This is a genomic window from Vulcaniibacterium thermophilum (assembly GCF_007923255.1).
Taxonomy (GTDB): Bacteria; Pseudomonadota; Gammaproteobacteria; order Xanthomonadales; family Xanthomonadaceae; genus Lysobacter_F; species Lysobacter_F thermophilum.
On sequence record NZ_VOHJ01000006.1, the window covers coordinates 24,475 to 50,545 of the forward strand.

Annotated in this window: 21 protein-coding genes, 2 tRNA genes and 2 pseudogenes; 1 reads left to right on the top strand and 24 read right to left on the bottom strand. The window is 69.1% G+C overall.

Features of this window, described 5'->3' with window-relative positions; all coding sequences use genetic code 11:
- Positions 1-186: 186 nt before the first annotated feature.
- The 24 genes and pseudogenes from truB to tpiA all read right to left on the bottom strand — a co-directional run bounded on the left by truB (position 187) and on the right by tpiA (position 24,044).
- Positions 187-1,095 (bottom strand): tRNA pseudouridine(55) synthase TruB, encoded by a 909-nt coding sequence (gene truB, locus FQY64_RS03995; RefSeq protein ID WP_146472423.1) that lies wholly within the window; start codon positions 1,093-1,095, stop codon positions 187-189.
- 61 nt (positions 1,096-1,156) lie between these two features.
- On the bottom strand, positions 1,157-1,516 hold the full coding sequence (gene rbfA, locus FQY64_RS04000) for a 30S ribosome-binding factor RbfA (protein WP_146472424.1): 360 nt from the start codon (positions 1,514-1,516) through the stop codon (positions 1,157-1,159).
- A 113-nt stretch (positions 1,517-1,629) separates the two neighbouring features.
- A pseudogene (infB, locus tag FQY64_RS04005) lies at positions 1,630-3,600 on the bottom strand (translation initiation factor IF-2); the annotation flags it as partial.
- 126 nt (positions 3,601-3,726) lie between these two features.
- Positions 3,727-4,224 (bottom strand): annotated as a pseudogene (locus FQY64_RS15230) (translation initiation factor IF-2); the annotation flags it as partial.
- Between the two features lie 106 nt (positions 4,225-4,330).
- Complete coding sequence (gene nusA / locus FQY64_RS04010) at positions 4,331-5,818, bottom strand: transcription termination factor NusA (protein ID WP_146472426.1); 1,488 nt, start codon at positions 5,816-5,818, stop codon at positions 4,331-4,333.
- A gap of 270 nt (positions 5,819-6,088) precedes the next feature.
- Entirely contained in the window at positions 6,089-6,655 is a 567-nt protein-coding gene (gene rimP, locus FQY64_RS04015) for a ribosome maturation factor RimP (RefSeq protein WP_146472427.1), read from the bottom strand.
- Positions 6,656-6,832: 177 nt separating this feature from the next.
- Positions 6,833-6,909 (bottom strand) — tRNA-Met (locus FQY64_RS04020).
- Positions 6,910-7,083: 174 nt separating this feature from the next.
- Positions 7,084-8,523, bottom strand: coding sequence for an NADH-quinone oxidoreductase subunit NuoN (gene nuoN, locus FQY64_RS04025; protein ID WP_146472428.1), 1,440 nt, complete (start codon positions 8,521-8,523; stop codon positions 7,084-7,086).
- Between the two features lie 25 nt (positions 8,524-8,548).
- Positions 8,549-10,057: an NADH-quinone oxidoreductase subunit M gene (locus FQY64_RS04030; RefSeq protein WP_146472429.1), complete on the bottom strand. Its 1,509-nt coding sequence runs from the start codon at positions 10,055-10,057 to the stop codon at positions 8,549-8,551.
- Between the two features lie 16 nt (positions 10,058-10,073).
- Positions 10,074-12,206, bottom strand: a complete 2,133-nt coding sequence (gene nuoL, locus FQY64_RS04035) for an NADH-quinone oxidoreductase subunit L (RefSeq protein WP_146472430.1) — start codon at positions 12,204-12,206, stop codon at positions 10,074-10,076.
- Positions 12,207-12,725: 519 nt separating this feature from the next.
- Complete coding sequence (gene nuoK / locus FQY64_RS04040) at positions 12,726-13,043, bottom strand: NADH-quinone oxidoreductase subunit NuoK (protein WP_146472497.1); 318 nt, start codon at positions 13,041-13,043, stop codon at positions 12,726-12,728.
- Positions 13,044-13,045: 2 nt separating this feature from the next.
- Positions 13,046-13,684, bottom strand: a complete 639-nt coding sequence (locus FQY64_RS04045; RefSeq protein ID WP_146472431.1) for an NADH-quinone oxidoreductase subunit J — start codon at positions 13,682-13,684, stop codon at positions 13,046-13,048.
- 7 nt (positions 13,685-13,691) lie between these two features.
- On the bottom strand, positions 13,692-14,180 hold the full coding sequence (nuoI, locus tag FQY64_RS04050) for an NADH-quinone oxidoreductase subunit NuoI (RefSeq protein WP_146472432.1): 489 nt from the start codon (positions 14,178-14,180) through the stop codon (positions 13,692-13,694).
- Between the two features lie 4 nt (positions 14,181-14,184).
- Positions 14,185-15,249, bottom strand: coding sequence for an NADH-quinone oxidoreductase subunit NuoH (gene nuoH / locus FQY64_RS04055; RefSeq protein WP_146472433.1), 1,065 nt, complete (start codon positions 15,247-15,249; stop codon positions 14,185-14,187).
- The gene (gene nuoG / locus FQY64_RS04060; RefSeq protein WP_146472434.1) at positions 15,246-17,477 is read right to left on the bottom strand and encodes an NADH-quinone oxidoreductase subunit NuoG; all 2,232 of its coding nucleotides are present in this window, start codon (positions 17,475-17,477) and stop codon (positions 15,246-15,248) included. The genes nuoH and nuoG overlap by 4 nt, the downstream gene beginning before the upstream one ends.
- On the bottom strand, positions 17,474-18,832 hold the full coding sequence (gene nuoF / locus FQY64_RS04065) for an NADH-quinone oxidoreductase subunit NuoF (protein ID WP_146472435.1): 1,359 nt from the start codon (positions 18,830-18,832) through the stop codon (positions 17,474-17,476). Before nuoF ends, nuoG begins: the two co-directional genes overlap by 4 nt.
- A 12-nt stretch (positions 18,833-18,844) precedes the next feature.
- Complete coding sequence (nuoE, locus tag FQY64_RS04070; RefSeq protein ID WP_146472436.1) at positions 18,845-19,372, bottom strand: NADH-quinone oxidoreductase subunit NuoE; 528 nt, start codon at positions 19,370-19,372, stop codon at positions 18,845-18,847.
- Positions 19,369-20,664: an NADH-quinone oxidoreductase subunit D gene (locus FQY64_RS04075; RefSeq protein WP_146472437.1), complete on the bottom strand. Its 1,296-nt coding sequence runs from the start codon at positions 20,662-20,664 to the stop codon at positions 19,369-19,371. The genes nuoE and FQY64_RS04075 overlap by 4 nt, the downstream gene beginning before the upstream one ends.
- Positions 20,661-21,401 (bottom strand): NADH-quinone oxidoreductase subunit C, encoded by a 741-nt coding sequence (locus FQY64_RS04080; RefSeq protein ID WP_146472438.1) that lies wholly within the window; start codon positions 21,399-21,401, stop codon positions 20,661-20,663. Before FQY64_RS04080 ends, FQY64_RS04075 begins: the two co-directional genes overlap by 4 nt.
- The gene (locus tag FQY64_RS04085; protein WP_146472439.1) at positions 21,398-21,985 is read right to left on the bottom strand and encodes a NuoB/complex I 20 kDa subunit family protein; all 588 of its coding nucleotides are present in this window, start codon (positions 21,983-21,985) and stop codon (positions 21,398-21,400) included. The genes FQY64_RS04080 and FQY64_RS04085 overlap by 4 nt, the downstream gene beginning before the upstream one ends.
- Positions 21,976-22,332, bottom strand: coding sequence for an NADH-quinone oxidoreductase subunit A (locus FQY64_RS04090; protein WP_146472440.1), 357 nt, complete (start codon positions 22,330-22,332; stop codon positions 21,976-21,978). Before FQY64_RS04090 ends, FQY64_RS04085 begins: the two co-directional genes overlap by 10 nt.
- 285 nt (positions 22,333-22,617) lie before the next feature.
- Positions 22,618-22,702: transfer RNA gene (locus FQY64_RS04095), tRNA-Leu, on the bottom strand.
- 113 nt (positions 22,703-22,815) lie between these two features.
- Positions 22,816-23,250: a preprotein translocase subunit SecG gene (gene secG / locus FQY64_RS04100; RefSeq protein WP_146472441.1), complete on the bottom strand. Its 435-nt coding sequence runs from the start codon at positions 23,248-23,250 to the stop codon at positions 22,816-22,818.
- Between the two features lie 44 nt (positions 23,251-23,294).
- Positions 23,295-24,044 carry a triose-phosphate isomerase gene (gene tpiA, locus FQY64_RS04105; RefSeq protein ID WP_146472442.1) on the bottom strand — a complete coding sequence of 250 codons (750 nt, stop codon included), beginning with the start codon at positions 24,042-24,044 and terminating at the stop codon, positions 23,295-23,297.
- Between the two features lie 384 nt (positions 24,045-24,428).
- On the opposite strand from tpiA, the gene FQY64_RS04110 reads away from it, so the two are divergent.
- Positions 24,429-26,069: an alpha-amylase family protein gene (locus tag FQY64_RS04110; protein WP_146472443.1), complete on the top strand. Its 1,641-nt coding sequence runs from the start codon at positions 24,429-24,431 to the stop codon at positions 26,067-26,069.
- Positions 26,070-26,071 lie beyond the last annotated feature (2 nt).

Genomic DNA, 26,071 nt, shown 5'->3' on the forward strand with positions numbered 1-26,071 from the left:
GGGAAGATGCGTGAAGTGCTTGAAAAAGCGGCGGAAGTGTACCAGACCGGGCCGCCCCGTGGCGACCTCGGCCGGCGCGTCCGCCGGGCAGCCGCCTCGCATCCCCTTGCAGGAGCAGCTTCAGCCGCGAAAGAAACGCCTGCCGTGCTTCGGGTCGCGGCCGAAGCCGCTCCCGCAGGGCCGCTGTCAGCCCGCCGCCCAGCGGAACAGCCGCTGCGGCGCCAGCCGGCCCGCGGCAATCTCCACCAGCCCGAGGCAGCGCCCGTCCGGGCCGTAGGCAGCCGCCATCCCCTCGGTGGTTCCGGCCGGCGCGCGCAGCCGCTGGCCCTGCCCCAGCCGGCGCGCGCCCTCGGCGTCGAGGCGGACCTGCGGGAAGCCGGCCAGCCCGTCCTCCAGCGGCAGCAGGCAGGCGTCCAGCGCGGCTTCGCCCTGCGCCGCGCACGCCGCCAGTTCCTCGAGCGTGTACATCCGCGGCGCACGGAACGGCTCCACCCACAGCCGCCGCAGCATCGCCACGTGCGCGCCGCAACCCAGCGCTTCGCCGAGGTCGCGCACCAGGCTGCGTACGTAGGTGCCTGAACCGCACTCGACGTGCAGCCGCACAGCCTCGGCGGTGCGTTCGAGCACCTCCAGCCGGAACACCTCGACCTTGCGCACCGGCGCCTCCACCGCCTCGCCGCGGCGCGCCCGCGCATACAGCGCCTCGCCGCCCTGCTTCAGCGCGGAATAGATCGGCGCGCGCTGGGCGATGCGCCCGCGCAGCGGCGCGAGCGCGGCTTCGAACGTCGCCTCGTCCAGCGTCGGCACCGGCCGCTCGCGCAGCGGCTGGCCGTCGGCATCGTCGGTATCGGTGGTCACGCCCAGCCGTGCGATGGTCTCGTACGCCTTGCGCGAACCCAGCAGCAGGCCGGCGATCTTGGTCGCCTCGCCGAAGCAGACCGGCAGCAGCCCGGTGGCGAGCGGGTCGAGGCTGCCGGTGTGGCCGGCCTTCTCGGCGCGGAACAGCCGGCGGACCTGCTGCAGGGCCTGGTTGGAACTCAGCCCCTGCGGCTTGTCAAGCAGCAGCAGGCCGTCGAGCGGGCGGTAGCGCGACATCGGCGGGTAAGGACGGATGAAGGGACGCCGGCGCGGAACCGGCGTGCGCGAGCGGCGCGCGTCAGTCTTCGGCAGGCGGCGGCAAGTCGCGCAGCAGCGCGTCGATCCGCTCGCCGCGGTCGACCGAATCGTCGTAATGGAAATGCAGCTCCGGCACCTGCCGGATCTTGAGCATGCGGCCGAGCTCGCGCCGGAACTCGCGCGCCATCGCCTGCAGCGCCTTCACCGCCTCGGTCGCGCGCTCCGGCTGCAGCGCGGTGACGTAGACCTTGGCGTGCGCCAGGTCGCGCGTCACCTCGACGTCGGAGACGCTGACCATCGGCAGCCCCTCCTCGCGCACGGCGGCATGCACCAGCGCGCCCAGCTCCTTGCGGAACTGGGCGGCGAGGCGGTCGGTGCGGTTGAACGACTTGGCAGGCATGGGCTGGCGGGATTGGGTTGGCAGATCCGGGATCCGTTCGTCGCTTCGAAGCTAGCAGAGGCGGCGGAATCGCACGGTCACGGATCCCGCACGCCGGATCCAGGACCTCGGCCTCACAGCGTCCGCGCGACTTCGATGCGCTCGTAGCACTCGATCTTGTCGCCGACCTTGACGTCGTTGTACGCCTTGACGCCGATACCGCATTCGGTGCCTTGGCGCACTTCGTCCACGTTCTCCTTGAAGCGGCGCAGCGATTCCAGCTCGCCCTCGAAGATGACCGTGTTGTCGCGCAGTACGCGGATCGGCTTGCCGCGGCGGATGACGCCTTCCACCACCATGCTGCCGGCGATCGCGCCGAACTTCGAGCTGCGGAACACGTCGCGCACCTCGGCGGTGCCGATGATCTCCTCGCGGATCTCGGTGCCGAGCACGCCGGAGGCGATCTGCTTCACCTGGTCGATCACGTCGTAAATGATCGAGAAGTAGCGCAGGTCGACGCCGTGGTTCTCGATCACCTTGCGCGCCGAGGCGTCGGCACGGACGTTGAAGCCGATGATGGTCGCCTTCGAGGTGGCCGCCAGCATGGCGTCGGACTCGGTGATGCCGCCGACGCCGGAACCGATCACGTTGATGCGGATCTGCTCGTTCGACAGGCCGGTCAGCGCCTCGCGCAGGGCCTGCATCGAGCCGTGCACGTCGGCCTTGACCACCAGGTTGAGCGTCTGCTGGCCCTCGCCCTGGCCCATCTGCGCCAGCACGTCCTCCATGCGGTTGCCGGCCTGGGCGACCAGGCGCGATTCGCGGCGCTTGGCGTCGCGCTGCTGCGCGACGTCCTTGGCCAGACGCTCGTCCTCGACCACCACGAAATCGTCGCCCGCCTCCGGCACGCCGGACAGACCCAGCACCTGCACCGGGATCGACGGGCCGGCCTCCTGGACCTGCTGGCCGCTCTCGTTGAACAGCGCGCGCACGCGGCCGTACTGCACGCCGCAGACCATGTAATCGCCGCGGCGCAGCACGCCCTGCTGGACCAGCACGGTGGCGACCGGGCCGCGGCCCTTGTCGAGCGCGGACTCGAGCACGGTGCCGGTGGCGCGGCCGTCGGCGACCGCGCGCAGGTCCAGCACCTCGGCCTGCAGCAGGATCTTGTCGAGCAGATCGTCGATACCCTGGCCGGTCTTGGCCGACACCTCGGCGACCTGCACGTCGCCGCCGAACTCCTCGGCGACCACGTCGTAGGTCAGCAGTTCGTTCTTCACCCGCAGCGGGTCGGCGTCGGACTTGTCGACCTTGTTGACCGCGACCACGATCGGCACGCCGGCCGCCTTCGCGTGCTGGATCGCCTCGGCCGTCTGCGGCTTGACGCCGTCGTCGGCAGCGACCACCAGCACCACGATGTCGGTGACCTTGGCACCGCGCGCGCGCATCGCCGAGAACGCGGCGTGGCCCGGAGTGTCGAGGAAGCTGATCACCCCCTTCGGCGTGGTCACATGGTACGCGCCGATGTGCTGGGTGATGCCGCCCGCCTCGCCCGCGGCGACGCGGGTGCGGCGGATGTGGTCGAGCAGCGAGGTCTTGCCGTGGTCGACGTGGCCCATGATGGTGACCACCGGCGGACGCGGCTTCTTCTCGCCCTGCACTTCCTCCACATGGGCGAGCAGCGCGGTCTCGGCGTCGGCGTCGCTCGCGCGCACCGCCTTGTGGCCGAGCTCTTCGGTGACCAGCACCGCGGTGTCGTGGTCGATCACCTGGTTGATGGTCGCCATCACGCCCATCTTGAACAGCGCCTTCACCACGTCGCCGCCCTTCATGGCGAGCTTCTGCGCCAGATCGGCCACGGTGATGGTGTCGCCGATCGCGACCTCGCGCACCACCGGCGCGGTCGGCCGCGAGAAGCCGTGCTGGCCGGCGCCCGCGCGCGCGGGCTCCGGACGCTTGTTCTTCGGCTTGCCGCGCATGCTGCTGCTGCGGCGTGCGCGCTCGGAGGCACTCAGGTGGAGCTGGCCGGCGAACCGGCTGACGGTCTCGTCGTCCTCCACCTCGGTCACCATCACGTGCGAGCCGCGGTGCTTGTGGGCCGGCGCGCGACGCTCCTCGGCGGCCTTCGGCGGCGGCGCCTTGTGCACGGTCTTGCGCGCGACTGCGGGCTTGGCGCCCTCCTCGCCGTCCTCGTCGCGCGCGACCGCGGCGGCGCGCGCGGCGGCCTCCGCCTCCTCGGCAGCGCGGCGCGCGGCTTCCTCCGCCTCGCGGCGGGCGCGCTCGGCCTCCTCGGCGCGGCGACGGTCCTCTTCGGCCAGGCGCTGCTGTTCGGCCAGGTTGCGCTGCTTGGATTCCTCCAGCTTGCGGAGGATCTCCGCGCGCTCCTCGTCCACCAGATCGGCGGTCGGCACCTCGGCGGGCTTCACCAGGGTGACCTTCTTGCGCACCACCACGTCGACCGTCTGCCGGCTCTTGCCGCCGCCGACGGTGATTTCCTGCTTGCGGCTGCGGTTGAGCGTGATCTTGCGCGGCGCGGCCTCTTCGGCGGGCCGCTCGGCCTTGCCGTGGGTGCGCCGCAAAAAGCCCAGCAGCTTGACCTTCTCGGTGCTGGTGACGACCTGGTCGGGGCCGCTGAACTTCATGCCGGCCTCGGCCAGCTGTTCGAGCAGCTTCTCGACCGGCGTGTTCACCAGTTCGGCCAGCTTGCGGATGGTGGTTTGCTGCGACATTCGGATTCCATTTCAGCGGGCCGCCGCCGGGGCGGCCGGGAAGAGGAGGATTCTAGCCTGCGGGCCGGAAACGGGACGCGGATCGCCCGCCCACGCGCCTGCACGTTCATTCGAACCAGTGCCGGCGGGCCTCCATGATCAGGGCGGCGGCGTTCTCCTCGTCGAGCCCCTCGATGTCGGCGATCTCGTCGGTCGCCATCTCGGCCAGCTCGTCGCGGGTGCGGATGCCGCGCTCGGCGAGCGCGTAGGCCACCGCCTCGGTCATGCCCGGCAGTTCCAGCAGATCCTCGGCCGGCTGGTTCTCCTCGAGCTTCTCCTCGGCCGCGAGCGCCTCGTTCAGCAGCGCGTCGCGGGCTCGGGCGCGCAGTTCCTCGACGATGTCCTCGTCGAAGCCCTCCACCGCCAGCAGCTCGCCGACCGGCACGTAGGCGATCTCCTCGACGGTCGAGAACCCTTCCGACACCAGGATGCCGGCGATCTCCTCGTCGACCTCCAGCTTGTCCATGAAGAGCTGGCGCGCGGCCGCCTGCTCGGCCTCGCTCTTGGCCTGCACCTGGTCGGCGGTCATCACGTTGAGCTGCCAGCCGGTCAGGCGGCTGGCCAGACGCACGTTCTGGCCGCCCTTGCCGATCGCCTGCGCGAGGCGGTCCTCGGCCACGGCCAGGTCCATCGAGTGCTTCTCCTCGTCGACGATGATCGACTGCACCTCGGCCGGCGCCATCGCGTTGATCACGAACTGCGCCGGGTTGTCCGACCACAGCACGATGTCCACGCGCTCGCCGTTGAGCTCGTTGCTCACCGCCTGCACGCGCGAGCCGCGCATGCCGATGCAGGCGCCGATCGGATCGGTGCGGTTGTCGTGCGCGATCACCGCGATCTTGGCGCGGTCGCCCGGATCTCGCGCGCAGGCTTTGATCGACACCAGGCCCTGGCCGACTTCCGGCACCTCGAGCTTGAACAGCTCCATCATGAACTCGGGCGCGGCGCGGCTGATGAACAGCTGCGGGCCGCGCGGTTCGCTGCGCACGTCGTACAGATAGCCGCGCACGCGGTCGCCGGTGCGCAGGATGTCGCGCGGAATGCCCTTGTCCTTCGGGATGATCGCCTCGGCATTGCCGCCGAGGTCGACGTAGACGTTGCCGCGCTCCACGCGCTTGACCACGCCGGTCACCAGTTCGCCGACGCGATCCTTCCACGCGTCGACCACCTGCTGGCGCTCGGCCTCGCGCACGCGCTGCACGATCACCTGCTTGGCGGCCTGCGCGGCGATGCGGCCGAACTCGGGGTTCTCGATCTGCTCCTCGATGAAGTCGCCGACCTCGACGCCGTCGGCCTCGTCGAGCGCATCCATCAGCCGGATCTGGCGGTCCGGCGACTCCATCACCGCATCGTCGGGCACCACCTCCCAGCGGCGGAAGGTCTGGTAGCTGCCGTCCTTGCGATCGATCTGCACGCGCACGGCGACGTCCTGATCCGGATAGCGCTTCTTCGCGGCGGACGCGAGCGCGGCCTCGATCGCCTCGAAGATCACCTCGCGCGGCACGCCCTTCTCGTTGGCGACGGCGTCGACGACCAGCAACAGTTCCTTGCTCATTCTGGATGCACCTTTGGCAAACCGGAAAACTTCACTTCGGATGCGGAAGCGATTGCTCCACATCCCCCGCCGGTCCTTTCGGACCGGCCGCCCCCTTGACTCGAGGCGGCTGAAAAAACCTCTGCAACTCGGCGGATGCGGAAACTATCCCTCCACATCCCCGCCGGCCCTTCGACCGGCCGCCCCGCGACTCGAGGAGCCCACAAACAGTCGCTTGCGAGCCGCCGTCGTTCCCGCGAATGCGGAGACCCGACATCTTCGGCTGCGACCTCAGCGCGCCTGCTCGCCCTCGCCCGTCTGCCGCCGGCCCGGCTTGCGGCCGCCGGCGTTCTTCGCCTGCCTGCCTGCGCCGTATCCGAGGGCATCCCAGTCCGGCACCAGGCGCGCCTTGTCGATATTGTCCGCGGCGACCGCGAATTCACGGCCATCCAGTTCGAACACCACTGTCCCGCCTTCCACCCGCAGGATGCGCCCCTGCAGCCGGCGGCGACCCTCCTGCGGCAGCTTGAGGTTCACCTTCGCCGATTCGCCGACGAAGCGCGCGAAATGCGCGGGCGTGAACAGCGGCCGGTCGATGCCCGGCGAGGACACCTCCAGCGTGTAGTTGCCGCTGATCGGGTCGGCGACGTCGAGCTGCGCCGACACCTCGCGGCTCACACGCTCGCAGTCGTCGATCGTGACCTGCGCGTCCTCGCCCGCCTCCGCCGGCACGTCGATGTACAGACGCAGCACGCCGCCGCCGGGGGCGGTCAGGTACTCCACGCCCAGCAGCTCCAGTCCCATCGACGCCACGGTCGGCGCGAGCAGGTCGGCGATTTCGCTGGCTTTGTCGACCACTGCCTCTCCACGGATCGAAACGCGGATCCGCACGCGAGAAAAGACAAGGGGCCCGGCGGGCCCCTTGTCCGATACCACTGGATTTCGGTGCGGTGCACGCCGATGGCGTGTCCGCAAAGCCCGAGCCTGGCCGAGAACGGAAAGCCACGGCGACGCCGGAACCTTCCTGACCGAAGCTGGTAGCGGGGGCAGGATTTGAACCTGCGACCTTCGGGTTATGAGCCCGACGAGCTGCCAGACTGCTCCACCCCGCAGCAGGAGCGGAATTATGACAATGTGCGCGGGGCAATGCAAGCCTGCGATGCGGAAGTCGCGTGCATTCCGCGCTCCGCCTTCCGAAAACGGAAAGCCCGGCCGCACGGCCGGGCTTTCGTCTTGCGACTGGCGACTGCGGGAGCGGCCCCAGCCGCGACCCGCGTCCGCGGCGATCAGCCGAACGCGCGCACGCACCAGGCCCAGATCGGGTTCCACGCCAGGCCCAGACCCAGCAGCGCCAGCGCGTTGATGCCGAACACCACCCGCAGCGGCCGATGGCTGCTGGCCGGCTGGGCCTGCCCTTCCGGCTCGTCGAAGTACATCGCCTTGACGATGCGCAGGTAGTAGTACGCGCCCACCACCGCGAACACGACGCCGACCAGCGCCAGCCACAGCATGCCGCCTTCGAGCGCGGCGCGGATCACCGCCAGCTTGGCCCAGAAGCCGAGGAACGGCGGCAGGCCGGCGAGCGAGGCCATCACGCACAGCACCATCGCCGCCATCCACGGATTGCGCGCGTTGAGACCCTTGTAGTCGGCGATCTCGTCGGCCTCAAAGCCGCGGTTGGCCAACACCACGATCACGCCGAACGCCGCCACCGACATCAGCGCGTAGCTCACCGCGTAGAACAGCGCCGCCGCGAAGCCCTGCGCGCCGCCGCCGGCGAAGCCGAGGAACAGGAAGCCGACGTGCGACACCGTCGAGTACGCCAGCAGGCGCTTGAAGTTGCCCTGCACCAGCGCGCCGAGATTGCCGATCGCCAGCGACGCGACCGCCAGCCACGCCAGCAGCATGCGCCAGTCGTCGTCGAGCGGGCCCGCCGCCACTTCCAGCACGCGGTACGCCATCGCGAACGTCGCCAGCTTCGGTGCCGAGCCGATGAACAGCGTCACCGGCGTGGGCGCGCCGTGATACACGTCCGGCAGCCACATGTGGAACGGCGCGGCGCCGAACTTGAACGCGATGCCGGCCACCGCGAACACCACACCGGTCACCAGCATCGCGCTCGGCTGCGCGGCTGCGGCGTTGGCGACCGTCGCCAGATCCAGCGAGCCGGTCGCGCCGTAGATCAGCGACAGGCCGTACAGCAGCAGGCCGGATGCCAGCGAGCCGAGCACGAAGTACTTGATCGCCGCTTCCGAGGCCAGCGGACTGTCGCGGTCGATCGCCACCAGCGCGTACGAGCACAGCGCCAGCATTTCCAGACCCAGGTACACCATCACCAGGCTGTTGGCCGACGCCAGCAGGAACATGCCGGCCACCGCGAACAGCACCAGCACCGCGATCTCGCCCTTGTACAGGCCCCGCTCGCGCAGGAACGGCCACAGGTAGACCATCGACAGCGCCGCGGTCGCGCCCACCGCGACCTTCACCACGTCGGCCGCGGTATCGCGCACGAACATGCCCGCCAGCACCACGCCGTCGCCGCCGACGCCGAACGCCGTCATCAGCGTCGCCGCCACCAGTACGGCGATCGCGAGCACGTGGGTCACCGCACGCTGACGCTCGTTGAGGAACAGATCGAGCATCAGCAGCGCGAACGCGCCGCCCACGAGCGTGAGCTCGGGCAGCAACGGCAGCAGCTCGGCGGCGGAGCGGGAGGTCGGGATCATGGTCAACCCTTGATTCGGTAGTCGCTCAGAGCTTGGAGGCGGCGATCTGCATCGCGAGGTTCGCGATCGACGGCTCCATCAGGTCGGTCAGCGGCTTCGGCCACACGCCGAGGATCAGCACGCCGGCGGCGAACGCGGCCAGCACGAACGCCTCGCGCGCATTGACGTCCTGCAACTCGGCCACGTGCGCGTTGCCGACATCGCCCCAGATCACGCGCCTGACCAGCCACAGCGTGTACGCCGCGCCGACGATCAGCGTGATCGCCGCGGCGACCGCGATCAGCGGGTGATGCTGGAAACTCGACAGGATCACCATGAACTCGCCGACGAAGCCGGAGGTGCCGGGCAAGCCGGAGTTCGCCATCGCGAACAGCACCATGAACGCGGCGAACCACGGCATCACGTTGGCGACGCCGCCGTAGTCCTTGATCATGCGGCTGTGCATGCGGTCGTAGAGCACGCCGACGCAGGAGAACATCGCGCCCGACACGAAGCCGTGGCTGATCATCTGCACCATTGCGCCCTGCAGGCCGAGCCGGGCGGCGTCGGTGTTGCCGTAGTCGCGCACCAGCGCGAAGGCGATGAAGGTGCCGAGCGTGACGAAGCCCATGTGCGACACCGACGAGTACGCGATGAGCTTCTTCATGTCGTCCTGCACCAGCGCGACCAGGCCGACGTAGACCACCGCGATCAGGCTGAGCGCGATCACCAGCCACGCCCAGTCGGCGCTGGCGTCGGGCACGATCGGCAGGTTGAAGCGCAGGAAGCCGTAGCCGCCGATCTTCAGCATGATCGCGGCCAGCACCACCGAGCCGGCGGTCGGCGCCTCGACGTGCGCGTCCGGCAACCAGGTGTGCACCGGGAACATCGGCACCTTGACCGCGAAGGCGACCAGGAACGCGAAGAAGATCCACATCTGCTCGGTCGCGTTCAGCGGCAGCGCGTACAGGTCGGCGAGCTGCCAGCTACCCCCCTTCAGGTAGAGGTAGATCAGCGCCACCAGCATGAACAGCGAGCCGAGGAACGTGTACAGGAAGAACTTCACCGACGCGTACACCCGGCGCGGGCCGCCCCACACGCCGATGATGATGAACATCGGGATCAGCATGCCCTCGAAGAACACGTAGAACAGCACCGCGTCGAGCGCGGCGAACACGCCGACCATCAGGCCTTCGAGGATCAGGAACGCGGCGTAGTACTGGCTGACGCGCTTGTCCACCGAGCCCCAGGCGCCGATCAGCACCAGCACCGAGGTGAACGTCGTCAGGCCGATCAGCGCCGCGGCGATGCCGTCGATGCCGAGGTGGTAGCGGATGTCGTAGGCCGCGATCCACGCGCGGTCCTCGACGAACTGCATGCCGGCATCGGCCAGGTCGAAGCCGGTGAACAGCGGCACGCTCAGCAGCAGGGTGGCGACCGCCACCAGAGTGGCGAACCAGCGTGCGGCGTTGGCGCGCGCGCCGAACGCGAGGGTGGCGAAACCGCCGAGGATCGGCAGCCAGATCAGCAGGCTCAGCAAGGGCCAGGTGGTCACGTCGCGGTCCTTGTCGTCAGGTCAGCGAGCGGATGAGCACGGCCAGCAGCACGATCAGGCCGAGGATCATCGCGAACGCGTAGTGGTAGAGGTAGCCGGATTGCACGCGGCGCGCGAGCCGCGCGGTCAGTTCGACCACGCGCGCGCTCCCGTTGACGAACACGCCGTCGATCACCGCGCTGTCGAACACGCGCGAGAGCTTGCCGAGCACGACGCCACCGCCGGCGAAGCCGTTGATCCACAGGTGGTCGAAGCCGTACTTCGCCTCAAGGATGCGGATCGGCGTGGCGAACAGGCGGCGCGCCCTGGCCGGCAGCTCGGGCTTCCACAGGTACATCACGGTCGCCAGCAGGAAGCCGCCGAACGCCATCGCGAAGGTCGGGGTCACGAAACCGTGCAGCGCGAACGCGAACGGCCCCTTGCCGTTCCAGACCTCGTTCGCGATCGCGACCAGCGGATCGCGCGCGGCGGCGACGTCGATCGCGCCGAGGAAGAACGGAAGCTGCTGCAACTTGCCGGTCCAGTCGGTGCCGAACAGCATGGGCCCAGCGGTGAACATGCCGACGAAGATCGACGGAATCGCCAGCAGGATCAGCGGGATCGTCACCACCTTGGGCGATTCGTGCGGCTCGACCGGGCCGTGGTGACCGTGGTCGTCGTGCGCATGCGCGCCGTGACCGTGCTCGTCGGCGGCGTGCTGCAGATGCGCGTGCGACTCGTGCGCCTGCGCGCCGTGCGCGTCATGACCGTGCGCGTGCGGCTCGCGGAACCGCTCGGGCCCGTGGAAGGTCAGGTACAGCAGGCGGAAGCTGTAGAACGCGGTGACGAACGCGCCCAGCAGCACCGCCCAGTAGGCGTAATCGGCCACCCAACCGGTGCCGTGCTGCGAGGCGTGATGCGCCGCCTCGATGATCGCGTCCTTCGAATAGAAGCCGGAGAACAGCGGCGTGCCCACCAGCGCCAGCGTGCCGATCAGACTCGTCCAGTAGGTGACCGGCATGTGCTTGCGCAGGCCGCCCATCTTGCGCATGTCCTGCTCGTGGTGCATGCCGATGATCACGCTGCCGGCGGCCAGGAACAGCAGCGCCTTGAAGAAGGCATGCGTCATCAGGTGGTACACCGCCGCCGAATACGCGGACACGCCGAGCGCCACCGTCATGTAGCCGAGCTGCGACAGCGTCGAGTACGCCACCACGCGCTTGATGTCGTTCTGCACGATGCCGATCAGGCCGGTGAAGAACGCGGTGGTGGCGCCGACGAAGAGCACCAGCTCGAGCGCGGTCGGGCTCTGCTCGAACAGCGGCGACATGCGCGCGACCATGAAGATGCCGGCGGTCACCATCGTCGCCGCGTGGATCAGCGCGGAGATCGGCGTCGGGCCTTCCATCGAGTCGGGCAGCCAGACGTGCAGCGGCACCTGCGCCGACTTGCCCATCGCGCCGATGAACAGGCAGATGCAGACGAACGTGATCGCGGGCCACTCGACGCCGGTCCACACCGGAAGCGTGCGGCCGGTGATCTCGCCGACGTTGGCGAACACCGTCGCGTAATCGAGCGAGCCGATCGCCCACAGGATGCCGGCGATGCCGAGCAGGAAGCCGAAGTCGCCGACGCGGTTGACCAGGAACGCCTTGAGGTTCGCGAACACCGCGGTCGGCCGCTTGAACCAGAAGCCGATCAGCAGATACGACACCAGGCCGACCGCCTCCCAGCCGAAGAACAACTGCAGGAAGTTGTTGCTCATGACCAGCATGAGCATCGAGAAGGTGAACAGCGAGATGTAGCTGAAGAAGCGCTGGTAACCGGGGTCGTCGGCCATGTAGCCGATCGTGTAGACGTGCACCAGCAGCGAGACGAAGGTGACGACCACCATCATCATCGCCGTCAACCTGTCGACCATGAAGCCGACGTGCGCCTGGAAGCCGCCCACTTCGAACCAGGTGTAGACGTTGGCGTTGAACGGCGCGGCCCCCTGCGCCACCAGTTGCCAGAGCACGTACATCGACAACGCGCAGCTCACTGCGACGCCGGCGATGGTTACCGTGTGCGCGCCGGCGCGGCCGATCCGGCGACCGAACAGCCCGGCGACGATCGCGCCGAACAGCGGCGCGAGCACGATCAGCAGCAGGTGGTTTTGGGAGATCGCCATGATTGCGGTGGTCTTCCTGGTTGGTGCGGTGCGGTTCGTGGCCGAGCCGCGGCCGGTGTTCTTATCGCCTGCAAGACCGCGCCTTTCAAAGGAGCTGCGGCCTCTGCTCCCTCCTCTGCGGATGCAGGGGAGGGTTGGGGTGGGGTCTCATCGTTCCGTGGCCGGATACCGCTGAACCCCCTCCCGGCCTCCCCTGCGAGCACGGGGAGGAGAAATCTCACGAGCGTCCAGCCGCGACCGGGCCCGTTGCTCCCTCCCCTGCGGATGCAGGGGAGGTTTGGGTGGGGTCTCATGGTTCCGACGTGGCCGGATACCCCTGATCCCCTCCCGACCTCCCCCTGCGAACAGGGGGAGGAGAAATCTCACGGGCGCCCAGCCGCGACCGGGCCCGTTGCTCCCTCCCCTGCGGATGCAGGGGAGGGCTGGGGTGGGGTCCTGCGGTTCCGACGTGGCCGGATACCCCTGACCCCCTCCCGACCTCCCCCTGCGAGCAGGGGGAGGAGGAAACCGCGCGGGCGCTCACCCCTTCATCGTGTCGATCTCGGTGACGTTGATGGTCCGCCGGTTGCGGAACAGCGTCACCAGGATCGCCAGGCCGATCGCGGCTTCCGCCGCGGCGACCGTGAGGATGAAGAACACGAAGATCTGTCCCGCCTCGTCGCCGAAGTGGCGCGAGAAGGCGACGAAGTTGATGTTGACGGCGAGCAGCATCAGCTCGATCGCCATCAGCAGCACGATGATGTTCTTCCGGTTGAGGAAGATGCCCGCCACGCTGATGCAGAACAGCGCCGCGCCGAGCGCGAGGTAGTGGCCGAGCGCGAGTTCGGTTCCGAGCAGACTCACGGCTTGATCTCCGTCTGGCCGGCCTCGATCGGCGCCGTGCGCGGCGTCGGCCTGACCGGGTCCATCTTGATCATGCGGATGCGATCCTCGGCGCGCACGCGCGCCTGCTCGCCGGGATCCTGGCGCTTGGCGCCCGGCCGGCGACGCAGCGTCAGCATCACCGCCGCGATCACCGCCACGGTCAGGATGACCGCGGCCGTCTCGAACGGCAGCAGGAACTCGGTGAACAGCCGGCGCGCGATCCACTGCACGTTACTGCCTTCCGGCTCCGGACCGAACGGCAGCGCGACCTGCGCCTTGATCCCGATCAGCGTCAGGATCTCCAGCAGCATCACCACCGCCACCAGCAACCCGAACGGCAGATAGCGCGCGAATCCGGCGCGGAGCGGCTCGACGTCGATGTCGAGCATCATCACCACGAACAGGAACAGCACCATCACCGCGCCCACGTAGACGAGGATCAGCGCGATGCCGAGGAACTCGGCACCGGCGATCAGCCAGGTGCACGCCACCGAGAAGAAGGTCAGCACCAGGCTGAGCACGGCATGCACCGGATTGCGCATGCTGATCACCGCGATGCCGGAGGCGACGGCGATGGCGGCGAAGGCGTAGAAAGCGATCAGAGCCAGATCCATGTCGGCCTCAACGGTATGGCGCGTCGGCGGCGCGGCGTGCGGCGATCTCGGCTTCCAGACGGTCGCCGATCGCCAGCAGTTGCGGCTTCTGCACCAGCGCCTGCTTGCGCAGGTCGAAGTGGTACTCGTGCACGTGCGTCTCGACGATGGAGTCCACCGGACAGGACTCCTCGCAGAAGCCGCAGAAGATGCACTTGAACAGGTCGATCTCGTACTTGGTCGTGCGGCGCGTACCGTCCTCGCGTTTCTCCGAGTCGATCGTGATGGCCAGCGCCGGGCACACCGCCTCGCACAGCTTGCAGGCGATGCAGCGCTCCTCCCCGTTCGGGTAGCGGCGCAGCGCATGCAGGCCGCGGAAGCGCGGCGACTGCGGCGTCTTCTCCATCGGGTACATGAGCGTGTACTTCGGACGGAACAGGTAGCGGAACGTCAGTCCCAGCCCCTTCATCATCTCGAGCAGCAGCAGGCTCTTGAAATAGGCGACGATGCGATTCATGTCGTTACTGCCCCGGCTCGAACACGCCGTAGTACGCCAGCAGGGCGACCACCACGATCCAGGCGATCGTCAACGGGATGAACACTTTCCAGCCCAGGCGCATGATCTGGTCGTAGCGGTAGCGCGGGAACGAGGCACGGAACCAGATGAAGGCGCTGGCGAATACGAACACCTTGGCGAACAGCCACCACCAGCCGCCGGCGGACAGGAACGGGATGCCGAGCCCCTGGAACGGGCTCAGCCAGCCGCCGAGGAAGAAGATCGAGGTCAGGAAGCTGACCAGGATCATGTTCGCGTACTCGGCGAGGAAGAACAGCGCGAACGCCGAACCCGAGTACTCGACCATGTGGCCGGCGACGATCTCCGACTCGCCTTCCACCACGTCGAACGGCGCGCGGTTGGTTTCGGCCACGCCGGAGACGAAATAGACGACGAACAGCGGCAGCATCGGCCACAGGAACCACTCGAACAGGCCGGCATCGCCCGCCTGCGCCATCACGATCTCGGACAGGTTGAGGCTGCCGGCACCGACCATCACCGCTACCAGCGCGAAGCCCATCGCGATCTCGTAGCTGACCACCTGCGCGGCGGCGCGCATCGCGCCGAGGAAGGCGTACTTCGAGTTCGAGGCCCAGCCGGCGAGGATGATGCCGTACACACCCAAGGAGGTCATCGCCAGCAGGTACAGCAGGCCGGCGTTGGCGTTGGACAGCACCAACCGGGCATCGAACGGCACCACCGCCCAGGCGGCGAACGCGGGCGCCAGCGCGATCAGCGGCGCCAGCCAGTACAGCACCGGATGCGCGCGCTGCGGCTGGATGACTTCCTTGAACAGCAGTTTGAAGACGTCGGCGAACGCCTGGAGGATGCCCTTGCCGACGTACATCGGCCCGTGGCGCACGTGCATCCAGCCGATCAGCTTGCGCTCCCAGACCACGTAGAACGCCACCGCGATGATCACCGGCATCGCGATCGTCAGGATCTTCAGCACGATCCAGGCGACCGTGCCGAAATAGCCGAGCGAGAGGAACCACTCGCGGACGGGGTCGATCATGGCGGACATGCTCATGCCTTGCTCACCTGCACGCGACCGGCGCCGAGCGGCGTGGTCGCTCCGTGACCGCGCTCGATCCAGACCGCGCCCGGCGCCACCTTGTCGCTGAGCGCGACCGGAAGCGCCGCGGTGCCGCTGGCGGTACGGAACTTCGCCACTTCGCCGAGCGCGAGGCCGAGCGTCTGCGCATCGCGCGGATGCAGCACCGCGCGCGGCGGCAGATTGAGCGGATGCGACTGCAACGCGGCGGCGCGGCGCACGACCGCGTCGCTGCGGTAGATCGCCGTGGTCACCGCCAGCTCCAGGCCGGTCTCGTCGCGCACGGCGGCGGTGCCGCGCGCCGGGGCGACATCACGACGCTGGAGCTCGCCACGCAGACCGCGCAGGTCCACAAAGTCGAAGCCCGGCACTTCCAGCGCGCCGCCGAGCGCGCGCAGCACGCGCCAGCCGGGGCGCGCCTCGCCCGGCGCCGTACCGCCGGCGACCGCAAGCTGGTCGCGGCCGTCGAGGTTGGTGAGCGTGGCGTCGGTTTCCGGCAGCAGCGCGATCGGCAGGATCACGTCGGCCACCGCGCGGGTCGATTCGCACGCGAAGTGGCTGAACGCGACGACCTGCGCCTGGTTCAGCGCCTTCATCGCGAGCGCGGTGTCGGCGAAGTCGAGGCCGGGCTCGATGCCGTAGATCACGTAGGCGCCGCGCGGGTCGGCCAGCATCGCCTGCGCGTCGCGGCTGCGCGGCAGCACGCCGTGCAGGCTCAGACCGAGCGCATTGGCGCCCAGCGGAATGCGGCACAGCGCGGCACCGGTGGCCGCCGCCAGCTCGCGCGCCGCGGCGCGGATCTCGGCCGCGTGCGGGCCGGATTCGGCGATCTCGCCGACCACGATCGCCGCGCGCGTGGCGCCGCGCAGCACCTCGCGCAGCGCTTCACCGCGCAGCGCGGTGGCGATCTGCGACGGCGCGACGATCGCCTTGCTCGCGGTCTCGAAGGTGAAGTCGAACTCGACCGGATTGACCACGTGCACCTTGGCGCCGCGACGCCAGGCGGTGCGCACGCGGGCGTGCAGCAGCGGCACTTCGTGGCGCAGGTTGCTGCCGACGATGACGATCGCGTCGGCCTGCGACAGCGCAGCGGCCGGCATGCCGAACGGCTCGGCGATGGCGCCGTCGGACAGGTCGTGCTGGGCGATGCGATGGTCGAGGTTGCCAGTGCCGAGCGCGTCGGCCAGCCGCGCCAGCAGCGCGCCCTCCTCGTTCGAGGTCGCCGGGTGCACCAGCATGCCGAGGCGGTCGGCGCCGTTGTCGCGCAGGATCTGCGCGGCGCGCGCCAACGCTTCCTCCCACGATGTCTCGCGCCATTCGCCAGCGTCCTTCACCATCGGCCGCAGCGCGCGGTCGGCGGCGGACAGGCCCTGGTGCGAGTAGCGGTCGCGGTCGGACAGCCAGCACTCGTTGACGTCGTCGTTGTCGCGCGGGACGGTGCGCAGCACCTGGCCGCGGCGCACGTGCAGGAACAGGTTGCTGCCGAGCGCGTCGTGGTAGCCCAGCGACTCGCGCGCGATCAGCTCCCACGGCCGCGCCTTGAACTGGAACACCTTGTTGGTGAGCGCGCCGACCGGGCAGACGTCGATCACGTTGCCGGACAGCTCGGTGGTCAGCGGCTTGCCGTCGTAGGTGCCGATCTGCAGGTTCTCGCCGCGATACATGCCACCGAGCTCGTAGGTGCCGGCGATCTCCGCGGTGAAGCGCACGCAGCGCGTGCACTGGATGCAGCGGGTCATCTCGGTGGCGACCAGCGGACCGATGTCCTCGTCCGGCACCACGCGCTTGCGCTCGGCGAAGCGGCTGACCGAGCGGCCGTAGCCCATCGACAGATCCTGCAGCTCGCACTCGCCGCCCTGGTCGCAGATCGGGCAGTCGAGCGGATGGTTGATCAGCAGGAACTCCATCACGTTGCGCTGCGACTTCAGCGCCTTCTCGCTGCGCGTGCGGACCTTCATGCCGTCCATCACCGGCGTGGCGCAGGCCGGCGCCGGCTTCGGCATCTTCTCCACCTCGACCAGGCACATGCGGCAGTTGGCCGCCACGCTCAGCTTGTCGTGGTAGCAGAAACGCGGGATCGGAATGCCGGCCTTGTCGGCGGCCTGGATGATCATCGAGCCCTTCGGCGCGAACATCTGCACGCCGTCGATCTCGATGGTGACGTGATCCGGCGGTGCGGCCGGGTTGCTGGGCTGCGCGCTCACGCGGCCTCCTTCACCGTGCCGGCCGCCTGGTCGTCGACCAGGAAGCGCTTGTTCACGATCGCGTACTCGAATTCGTTCCAGAAGTGGCGCAGGAAGCCCTGCACCGGCCACGCGGCGGCCTCGCCGAACGCGCAGATGGTGTGGCCTTCGATCTGCCCCGCCGCGGCCTTCAGCATGTGCAGGTCGTCGAGCGTGGCCTGCTTCTCGACGATGCGGGTGAGCATGCGGTACATCCAGCCGGTGCCCTCGCGGCACGGCGTGCACTGGCCGCACGACTCCTTGAAGTAGAACCGCGCGATGCGCTGGCAGGCGCGCACCATGCAGGTGGTCTCGTCCATCACGATGACCGCGCCCGAGCCGAGGCCGGAGCCGGCCTTCTGGATCGAGTCGTAGTCCATCGTGAGTTCCATCATCACGTCGCCCGGCAGCACCGGCATCGAGGAACCGCCCGGGATCACCGCCTTGATGCGGCGGCCGCCGCGCACGCCGCCGGCCATCTCCAGCAGGTCCTTGAACGGCGTGCCGAGGCGGATCTCGTAGTTGCCCGGACGATTGACGTGGCCGGACACCGAGAAGATCTTCGGCCCGCCGTTGTTCGGCTTGCCGAGGTTGAGGAACCACTCCGGGCCGTTGCGGATGATCGCCGGCACCGAGGCGTAGGTCTCGGTGTTGTTGATGGTGGTCGGCTTGCCGTACAGGCCGAAGTTGGCCGGGAACGGCGGCTTGTAGCGCGGCTGGCCCTTCTTGCCTTCCAGCGACTCCATCAGCGCGGTTTCCTCGCCGCAGATGTAGGCGCCGGCGCCGAGCGCGGCGTAGATGTCCACGTCCACGCCGCTGCCGAGGATGTTCCTGCCGAGCCAGCCGTTGGCGTAGGCCTCCTTCAGCGCCTGCTCGAAGTGCTCGAACGGTTCGTGGTGGAACTCGCCGCGCAGGTAGTTGTAGGCGACCGTCGCGCCGGTGGCGTAGCAGGCGATCGCCATGCCCTCCACCACCGCGTGCGGATTGAAGCGCAGGATGTCGCGGTCCTTGGCCGTGCCCGGCTCGGACTCGTCGGAGTTGCAGAGGATGTACTTCTGCCCCGGCCCCTTCGGCATGAACGACCACTTCAGGCCGGTCGGGAAGCCCGCGCCGCCGCGGCCGCGCAGGCCGGACTGCTTGACCATCTCGACGACCTGCTCGGGCGGGATCTTCTCGGTGAGGATCTTCCGCCACGCCGCGTAGCCGCCGGTCTTGAGGTAGTTCTCGTACGACCACGGCGTCTCGAAGTGCAACGTCGTGTAGCAGACGTTGTGCTCCTGCGGAGCCGGACCGACCGGACCGTAGCCCTTGGAATAGTCGTGGTGCGAATGCGCCATCGGCGAGCGCCCTCAATCCAGGCTGTCGAGGATCTCGTCCACCTTCGCGGTGTCGAGCTTCTCGTGGTAATGGCCGTCGACCACCATCATCGGCGCGCCGCAGCACGCGGCCAGGCATTCCTCCTCGACCTTGAGGTAGATGCGGCCGTCGGGCGTGCTCTCGCCGTGCTTGATGCCGAGCTTCTTCTCGCAATGGCGCACGAGATCCTCGGCGCCGTTGAGCCAGCAACTGATGTTGGTGCAGATGGCGACGTTGTGGCGGCCGACCGGCTTCAGCTCGAACATCGAGTAGAAGCTCGCGACCTCGTAGGCCCACACCGGCGGCAGGCCGAGATACTTGGCGACCGCGGCGATCAGCTCGTCGGTGAGCCAGCCGCCGTTTTGCTCCTGCGCCGCGTGCAGGCCCTGCAGCACGGCCGAGCGCTTGCGGTCCGGCGGGAACTTCGCCACCCAGTGGTCGATGTGCGCGCGCGTCTTGTCGCTCAGCACGACCATCGGATCGACGTGCTGGCAGCGTTCGAAATTGCCGGTGGCTTTCATCGGTCGATTTCCCCGAACACGATGTCGTAGGTGCCGATCATCGCGACCACGTCGGCCAGCATGTGGCCCTTCACGATCTCGTCCATCGACGACAGATGGGCGAAGCCGGGCGCGCGCAGCTTGACGCGGAACGGCTTGTTGGCGCCGTCGGAAACCAGGTAGCAGCCGAACTCGCCCTTGGGCGCCTCGACCGCGGCGTAGGTCTCGCCGGCCGGCACGCAGTAGCCCTCGGAGAACAGCTTGAAGTGATGGATGAGGGCTTCCATGTCGTCCTTCATCTCCTCGCGGGAGGGAGGCGCGACCTTGAAGTTCTTGACCATCACCGGACCGGGATTGGCCTTCAGCCACTTCACGCACTGGGCGATGATGCGGTTGGACTCGCGCATCTCGGCGATGCGCACGAGATACCGGTCGTAGCAGTCGCCGTTGACGCCGACCGGGATGTCGAACTCGACCCGGTCGTAGCGCGCGTACGGCTGTTTCTTGCGCAGGTCCCAGGCGATGCCGGAACCGCGCAGCATCGGGCCGGTCATGCCCCAGGCGAGCGCCTGCTCCGGCGTCACCACGCCGACGCCGACGGTGCGCTGCTTCCAGATGCGGTTGTCGGTCAGCAGCGTCTCGTACTCGTCGACGCGCTTGGGGAACTCGCGGGTGAAGTGTTCGAGGAAGTCGAGCAGCGAGCCCTCGCGCGCTTCGTTGAAGCGCTTGAGGTCCTTGCCCTTGCGCCACGGCGACTCGCGGTACTTCGGCATCACGTCCGGCAGGTCGCGATAGACGCCGCCCGGCCGGTAGTACGCCGCGTGCATGCGCGCACCGGAGACCGCCTCGTAGCAGTCCATCAGCTCCTCGCGCTCGCGGAAGGCGTACAGGAACACCGCCATCGCGCCGAGGTCGAGCGCGTTCGAGCCCACCCACATCAGGTGGTTCAGGATCCGCGTGATCTCGTCGAACATCGTGCGGATCCACTGCGCGCGCTCGGGCGCCTCGATGCCGAGCAGGGTCTCGATGGCGCGCACGTAAGCGTGCTCGTTGCACATCATCGAGACGTAGTCGAGCCGGTCCATGTAGCCGATCGACTGGTTGAACGGCTTGCTCTCGGCCAGCTTCTCGGTGCCGCGATGCAGCAGGCCGACGTGCGGGTCGGCGCGCTGCACGACCTCGCCGTCCATCTCCAGGATCAGACGCAGCACGCCGTGCGCGGCGGGATGCTGCGGGCCGAAGTTCATCGTGTAGTTGCGGATCTCGGCGCCGTCGGCGGCCGGCCGCGTCAGATCGGTAGGCGTGGCGCTCATGGCTTCACCTCGCGGCCCACTTGCTGCGTGGCGGTGCTCTCGCCCACCGAGGTCTGGTAGCGGGCATCGTCGCGCACCACGCGCGGCACGCCCACGCGCGGCTCGATCGAGACCGGCTGGTACACCACGCGGCGGCGGTCGGGGTCGTAGATGACTTCGACGTTGCCGATCAGCGGGAAGTCCTTGCGGAACGGATGGCCGACGAAGCCGTAGTCGGTGAGGATGCGGCGCAGGTCCGGATGGCCGTCGAACACGATGCCGTACAGGTCGAACGCCTCGCGTTCGAACCAGTTCACGCCGCGCCAGACCTCGATCAGCGAATCGACCACCGGCAGGTCGTCGTTCGGTGCGAACGTGCGGATGCGGAGCCTGCGGTTGTGCTGCAGCGACAGCAGGTGCGCGACCACGGCGAAGCGGCGCTCCGGCGCGACCGCGCCGAGCGTGGGCTGCTGTCCCCAGGCGAAGCGGCCCGGGCCGCGGCCCTCGACGCCGCGCGAGAAGCCCTCGGAGGACACGTCGGTGTCCCACTCGTCGCTGCCGTAGCCGAGGTAATCGACGCCGCAGAGGTCGATCAGCTGCTCGAAGCCGAACTCGTCGCGCAACGCGCGCGCGGTGGTCAGCCAGTGCGTGCAAGGCACCTCGAGCGTGACCTCGCCGCGCGGTTCGGCCACGGTCACCGCGGCTTCCGGGAAGCGCGCGCGCAACTGGTCGGCGAAGGCGATCGCGAGCTCGCTCATCCGCGCAGCCCCTGACGGTTCGGGCCGAAGTTTGTGCCGCGACGGATCTTCTTCTGCAACTGCAGGATGCCGTATACCAGCGCCTCGGCGGTGGGCGGACAGCCGGGCACGTAGACGTCGACCGGCACGATGCGGTCGCAGCCGCGCACCACGGAGTAGGAGTAGTGGTAGTAGCCGCCGCCGTTGGCGCAACTGCCCATCGAGATCACCCACTTGGGGTCCGGCATCTGGTCGTAGACCTTGCGCAGCGCCGGGGCCATCTTGTTGACCAGGGTGCCGGCGACGATCATCACGTCGGACTGGCGCGGGCTCGGCCGGAACACGACGCCGTAGCGGTCGAGGTCCAGGCGCGCGGCGCCGGCGTGCATCATCTCCACCGCGCAGCACGCCAGGCCGAACGTCATCGGCCACATCGAGCCGGTGCGCGCCCAGTTCCACAGCGCGTCCATGCTGGTGGTGACGTAGCCCTGCTGCATCACCGGGTTGTCGCCCTCGGGGCGCAGGATGTCGTCCAGCCGCCCTTCCGGCAGCGGGTTGTTCATCAGGCCGGCCAGCTTGTCGCCGACGGAGTGGATCACTCCCATTCGAGCGCCCCCTTCTTCCAGACGTACACGAAGCCGAGCAGCAGCATGCCGGCGAAGATCGCCATCTCGACCAGACCGAGCGGGCCGAGCTCACGGAACACCGTGGCCCACGGCACGATGAAGATGATCTCGAGGTCGAAGATGATGAACTGGATGGCGACGAGGTAATAGCGCACGTCGAACTGCATGCGCGCGTCCTCGAACTCGGTGAAGCCGCACTCGTACGGCGCGAGCTTCTCCGGCGTCGGGCGTTTGGGGCCCAGCGTGCGGCCCACCGCGATCAGGGCGACGCCGATCGCGCCGGCGACGATCAGGAACAGCAGGGTCGGCAGATATTCGGCCAGCACTCGCGTTCTCTCGCGGCGCCACCGGGGCGGCGCCTGTTGGCTAAGCCACGTCGCCGTGGCGTTTGGCTTGCGGCCTCACCGGCAGCGGCGAGCCCGCACCCGGCCGCGGTGGACGTCGTTCCGTCCGCCGCGCCATCGCATCCCGCAGCACGGGACGCGGCGACGGGGTGATCGCCCGCCGGGCGCGCGCCGCAGCGTCGCCCGACGCAGCCGGGCGCGTCGCTTTTCGCCCGGCGATTCGAAAAAACGGCCTGACGGCCGCTTGTTCGAAACCCCTGTAATCGTTGGTGCCCAAGGGGGGACTCGAACCCCCACGACTTGCGTCGCTACCACCTCAAGGTAGTGCGTCTACCAATTCCGCCACCTGGGCAATGTGAGCGTCCTGCGTGCGATCCGGGCGCTCCGTCTCGCGTCTCGGTCATCGCTGACCGCGCCTGGCCGTCCGGGCCGGGCGTTGCGGCTCGCTATTGTAGCCGCTGAAACTCAGTTGGTGTTTGCCGGCGCAGGCGTCTGCGGCTGCGCCGGAGCCTGCTGCGGCTGAGCCGGCGCCTGCGGCACCGCCTGCGGCGCAGCGGAAGGCGCCGCGGGAACCGCGCCGTTCGCGGCCGGAGCCGGCGCCTGCTGCGCGGGCGCCTGGGGCACCTGCGACATCACCCCGAGATCGACCGCAGCGGCGCCCTGGCGCGCCTGCCGGCTGGCGTGCCACGCCATGCCGAGGCTGATGACGAAGAACAGGATCGCCAGCCACCTGGTCGCCTTGGAGAGGAAGTTCGCCGCGCCGCGCGCGCCGAACACCGTCGCCGACGCGCCGGCGCCGAAGCCGGTGCCAGCCTGCGCACCCGCACCGCGCTGCATGAGAATCAGCGCGATCATCGCGATCGCGATGAGCACGTACAGCACGTTGAGCAGCGTCATCATCGGTGGCTTGCCTCGGTTCTGCGTCGCGCGCGTCTGCCTGTCGCTCAGCCAGCCGCGCGCACGATGGCGTTGAAATCGGCCGCGACCAGCGAGGCGCCGCCGACCAGGCCGCCGTCGACGTCCGGCTGCGCGAACAGCGCGGCGGCGTTGTCGGCCTTCACGCTGCCGCCGTACAGGATCGGCAGCGAGCTCGCAATTCTAGCATTACGCGCGCCGATTTCGCTACGCAGGAACGCGTGCACCTCCTGCGCCTGCTCCGGGGTGGCGGTACGGCCGGTGCCGATCGCCCAGACCGGCTCGTAGGCGACGATCGCGCCCTCGAAGGCGTCGTCGCCGGCCAGTTCGAACACGGGCTCGAGCTGCTGCTCCAGGCGCCATTCGGTCTGGCCGTCCTCGCGCTCGCTGAGGGTCTCGCCTACGCACAGGATCGGCGTGAGGCCCGCCTTCTTCGCGGCGACGAACTTGCGCGCGACGATCTCGCTGCTTTCGCCGTGGTACTGGCGCCGCTCCGAATGGCCGACCAGACCGTAGCGCGCGCCGACGTCGAGCAGCATCGCCGCGGAGACCTCGCCGGTGAACGCCCCCTTTTCGTTGGCGCTGACGTCCTGCGCGCCGAACTGCAGCCCGCGCGGGCCGTAGCGCTCCACCAGCTCGGCCAGATACGGCAGCGGCGGCAGGATCAACCGCTCCACGCCCTCCGGCGCGGCCTCGGCGGCGATGGCGTCGAGCAGCTCGAAGGCGAACCGGCGGGTGCCGTGCAGCTTCCAGTTACCGGCAACGATCTTTCGGCGCATATCCGCTCTCGGTCGGAAACAGGCGCGGAAGTGTAGCGGAGCGCGGGGGTCCGGCGGCGCGCGCTGGCCGGCGCGGGCGCGGCCGCGTCGCGGCGCTCCGGTCGCATCGCCGGCGCGGGAACGTGCGGACCGCTGGCGTGTGCGCTGTCCGGCACTGCCGCGTGGAGCCACCACGTCCTGCCCGACGGGGCCGCGCCAGCGGCTTCATCGACGTCGTCCACGTCGGGCGACCCGGGCTTTTCCCGCGTGCGCGGCAACGACGAGCCGCGTTTTCCGCGACCTCACGGCGCTTGACGGGTCGCACCTCGCGGCGGGGCGGTGCGTCACCGGCCGCTCACGGCGGACGGCGGTACAACCCACGGTCCAGCCACCCGCCGTGCACCGATGAAAGCGCTCTGGCACCGCAACGCCACCGTGTACCAGGTCGATCCGTCGCTGTTCAAGGACGGCAACGGCGACGGATGCGGGGACTTCGTGGGCCTGCGCTCGCGCCTGGATCACCTGCGCATGCTCGGCGTCGATTGCCTCTGGCTGCTGCCGTTCTACCGCTCGCCGTTCCGCGACGGCGGCTACGACGTGAGCGACCACATGCGGGTGGATCCGCGCTTCGGCGACGTGAGCGATTTCATCGCCCTGCTGGAACGCGCCGACCAGCTCGGCATCCGCGTCATCGTCGAGCTGGTCGCGCAGCACACCTCCGACCAGCACCTGTGGTTCCAGGACGCGCGCCACCACCGACGCTCGCGCTATCGCGACTATTACGTGTGGTCCGACGAGCCGGTCGAGACCGGGTTCAAGCCGGCCTTTCCCGATGTCGAGCCGAGCGTCTGGACCTGGGACGAACAGGCGCAGCAGTTCTACCGGCACGTGTTCTACTCGCACGAGCCCGACCTCAACACCGCCAACCCCGCGGTGCGCGAGGAGATCCGCCGCATCCTCGCGTACTGGCTTCGCCTCGGTGTGTCGGGCTTCCGCGTCGACGCCGCTCCGCACATGGTGCGGCAGGCGCGCCTGGCGAACAGCCACCTGCAGGGGATGTGGTGGCTCAACGAGATCAACGCGTTCGTTTCGCAGCGCAATCCGCTGGCGATCCTGATGGGCGAGGCGGACGTCGGCGTGCACGAGTACTCCTCGTACTTCGACAAGGGCGAGCGGCTGACGTGGCTGCTCGACTTCTGGCTCAACAACCATCTGTTCCTGGCGCTGGCGCGCGGCGAGGCCGAACCGCTGATCCAGGCGATCAACGAACGCACGCCGGCGCCGGGCGACTGCAGCCACGCGGCCTGGCTGCGCAACCACGACCAGCTCGATCTGGACCAGTTGCGACCGCCCGAGCGCGAGGAGGTGCTGGCCGCGTTCGCGCCCGATCCGCGCATGCGCGCCTACCGCACCGGCATCCGCCGCCGGTTGGCGCCGATGCTCGGCGGCGATGCGAGACGCCTGGCGATGGCGCACGCCCTGCTGTTCGCGCTGCCCGGCGTGCCGATCCTGCGCTACGGCGAGGAGATCGGCATGGGCGAGGATCTGGCGCTGCCCGAGCGCAACGCGGTGCGCACACCGATGCAGTGGAGCGCGGGCCCGAACGGCGGCTTCTCCAGCGCACCGCGCGAGGCGCTGGTCGCTCCGCCGATCGAAGAAGGGCCGTTCGGCTATCCGCGGGTGAACGTGGAAAGCCAGCTCGGGCGGCACGATTCGCTGCTCGGCGTCACGCAGGCGCTGATCCGCGCGCGGCAGGGCCTGCGGGAAATGCTGGGCATCGCCCGGCTGGCGCGCTTCGAGGCGCGAACCGTATTCGGGCTGCGCTACGACGATCCGGAGACGGGCTCCAGCGCGTTGTGCTTCGTCAATCTGGGCCGTGAGGCGGTCGAATTCGACCTGCGCGAGGACGACCTCGACGCGCTGTTCGACGTGGTCGCCGATCGCGCCTACCCGCCACCGTCGGGAATGCCGCTGCGGCTTTTCCTCGACGGCCACGGCTACCGCTGGCTGCGGTGCCGGGAGCCGACGCGGCCGGCCGCGCCCTGAGC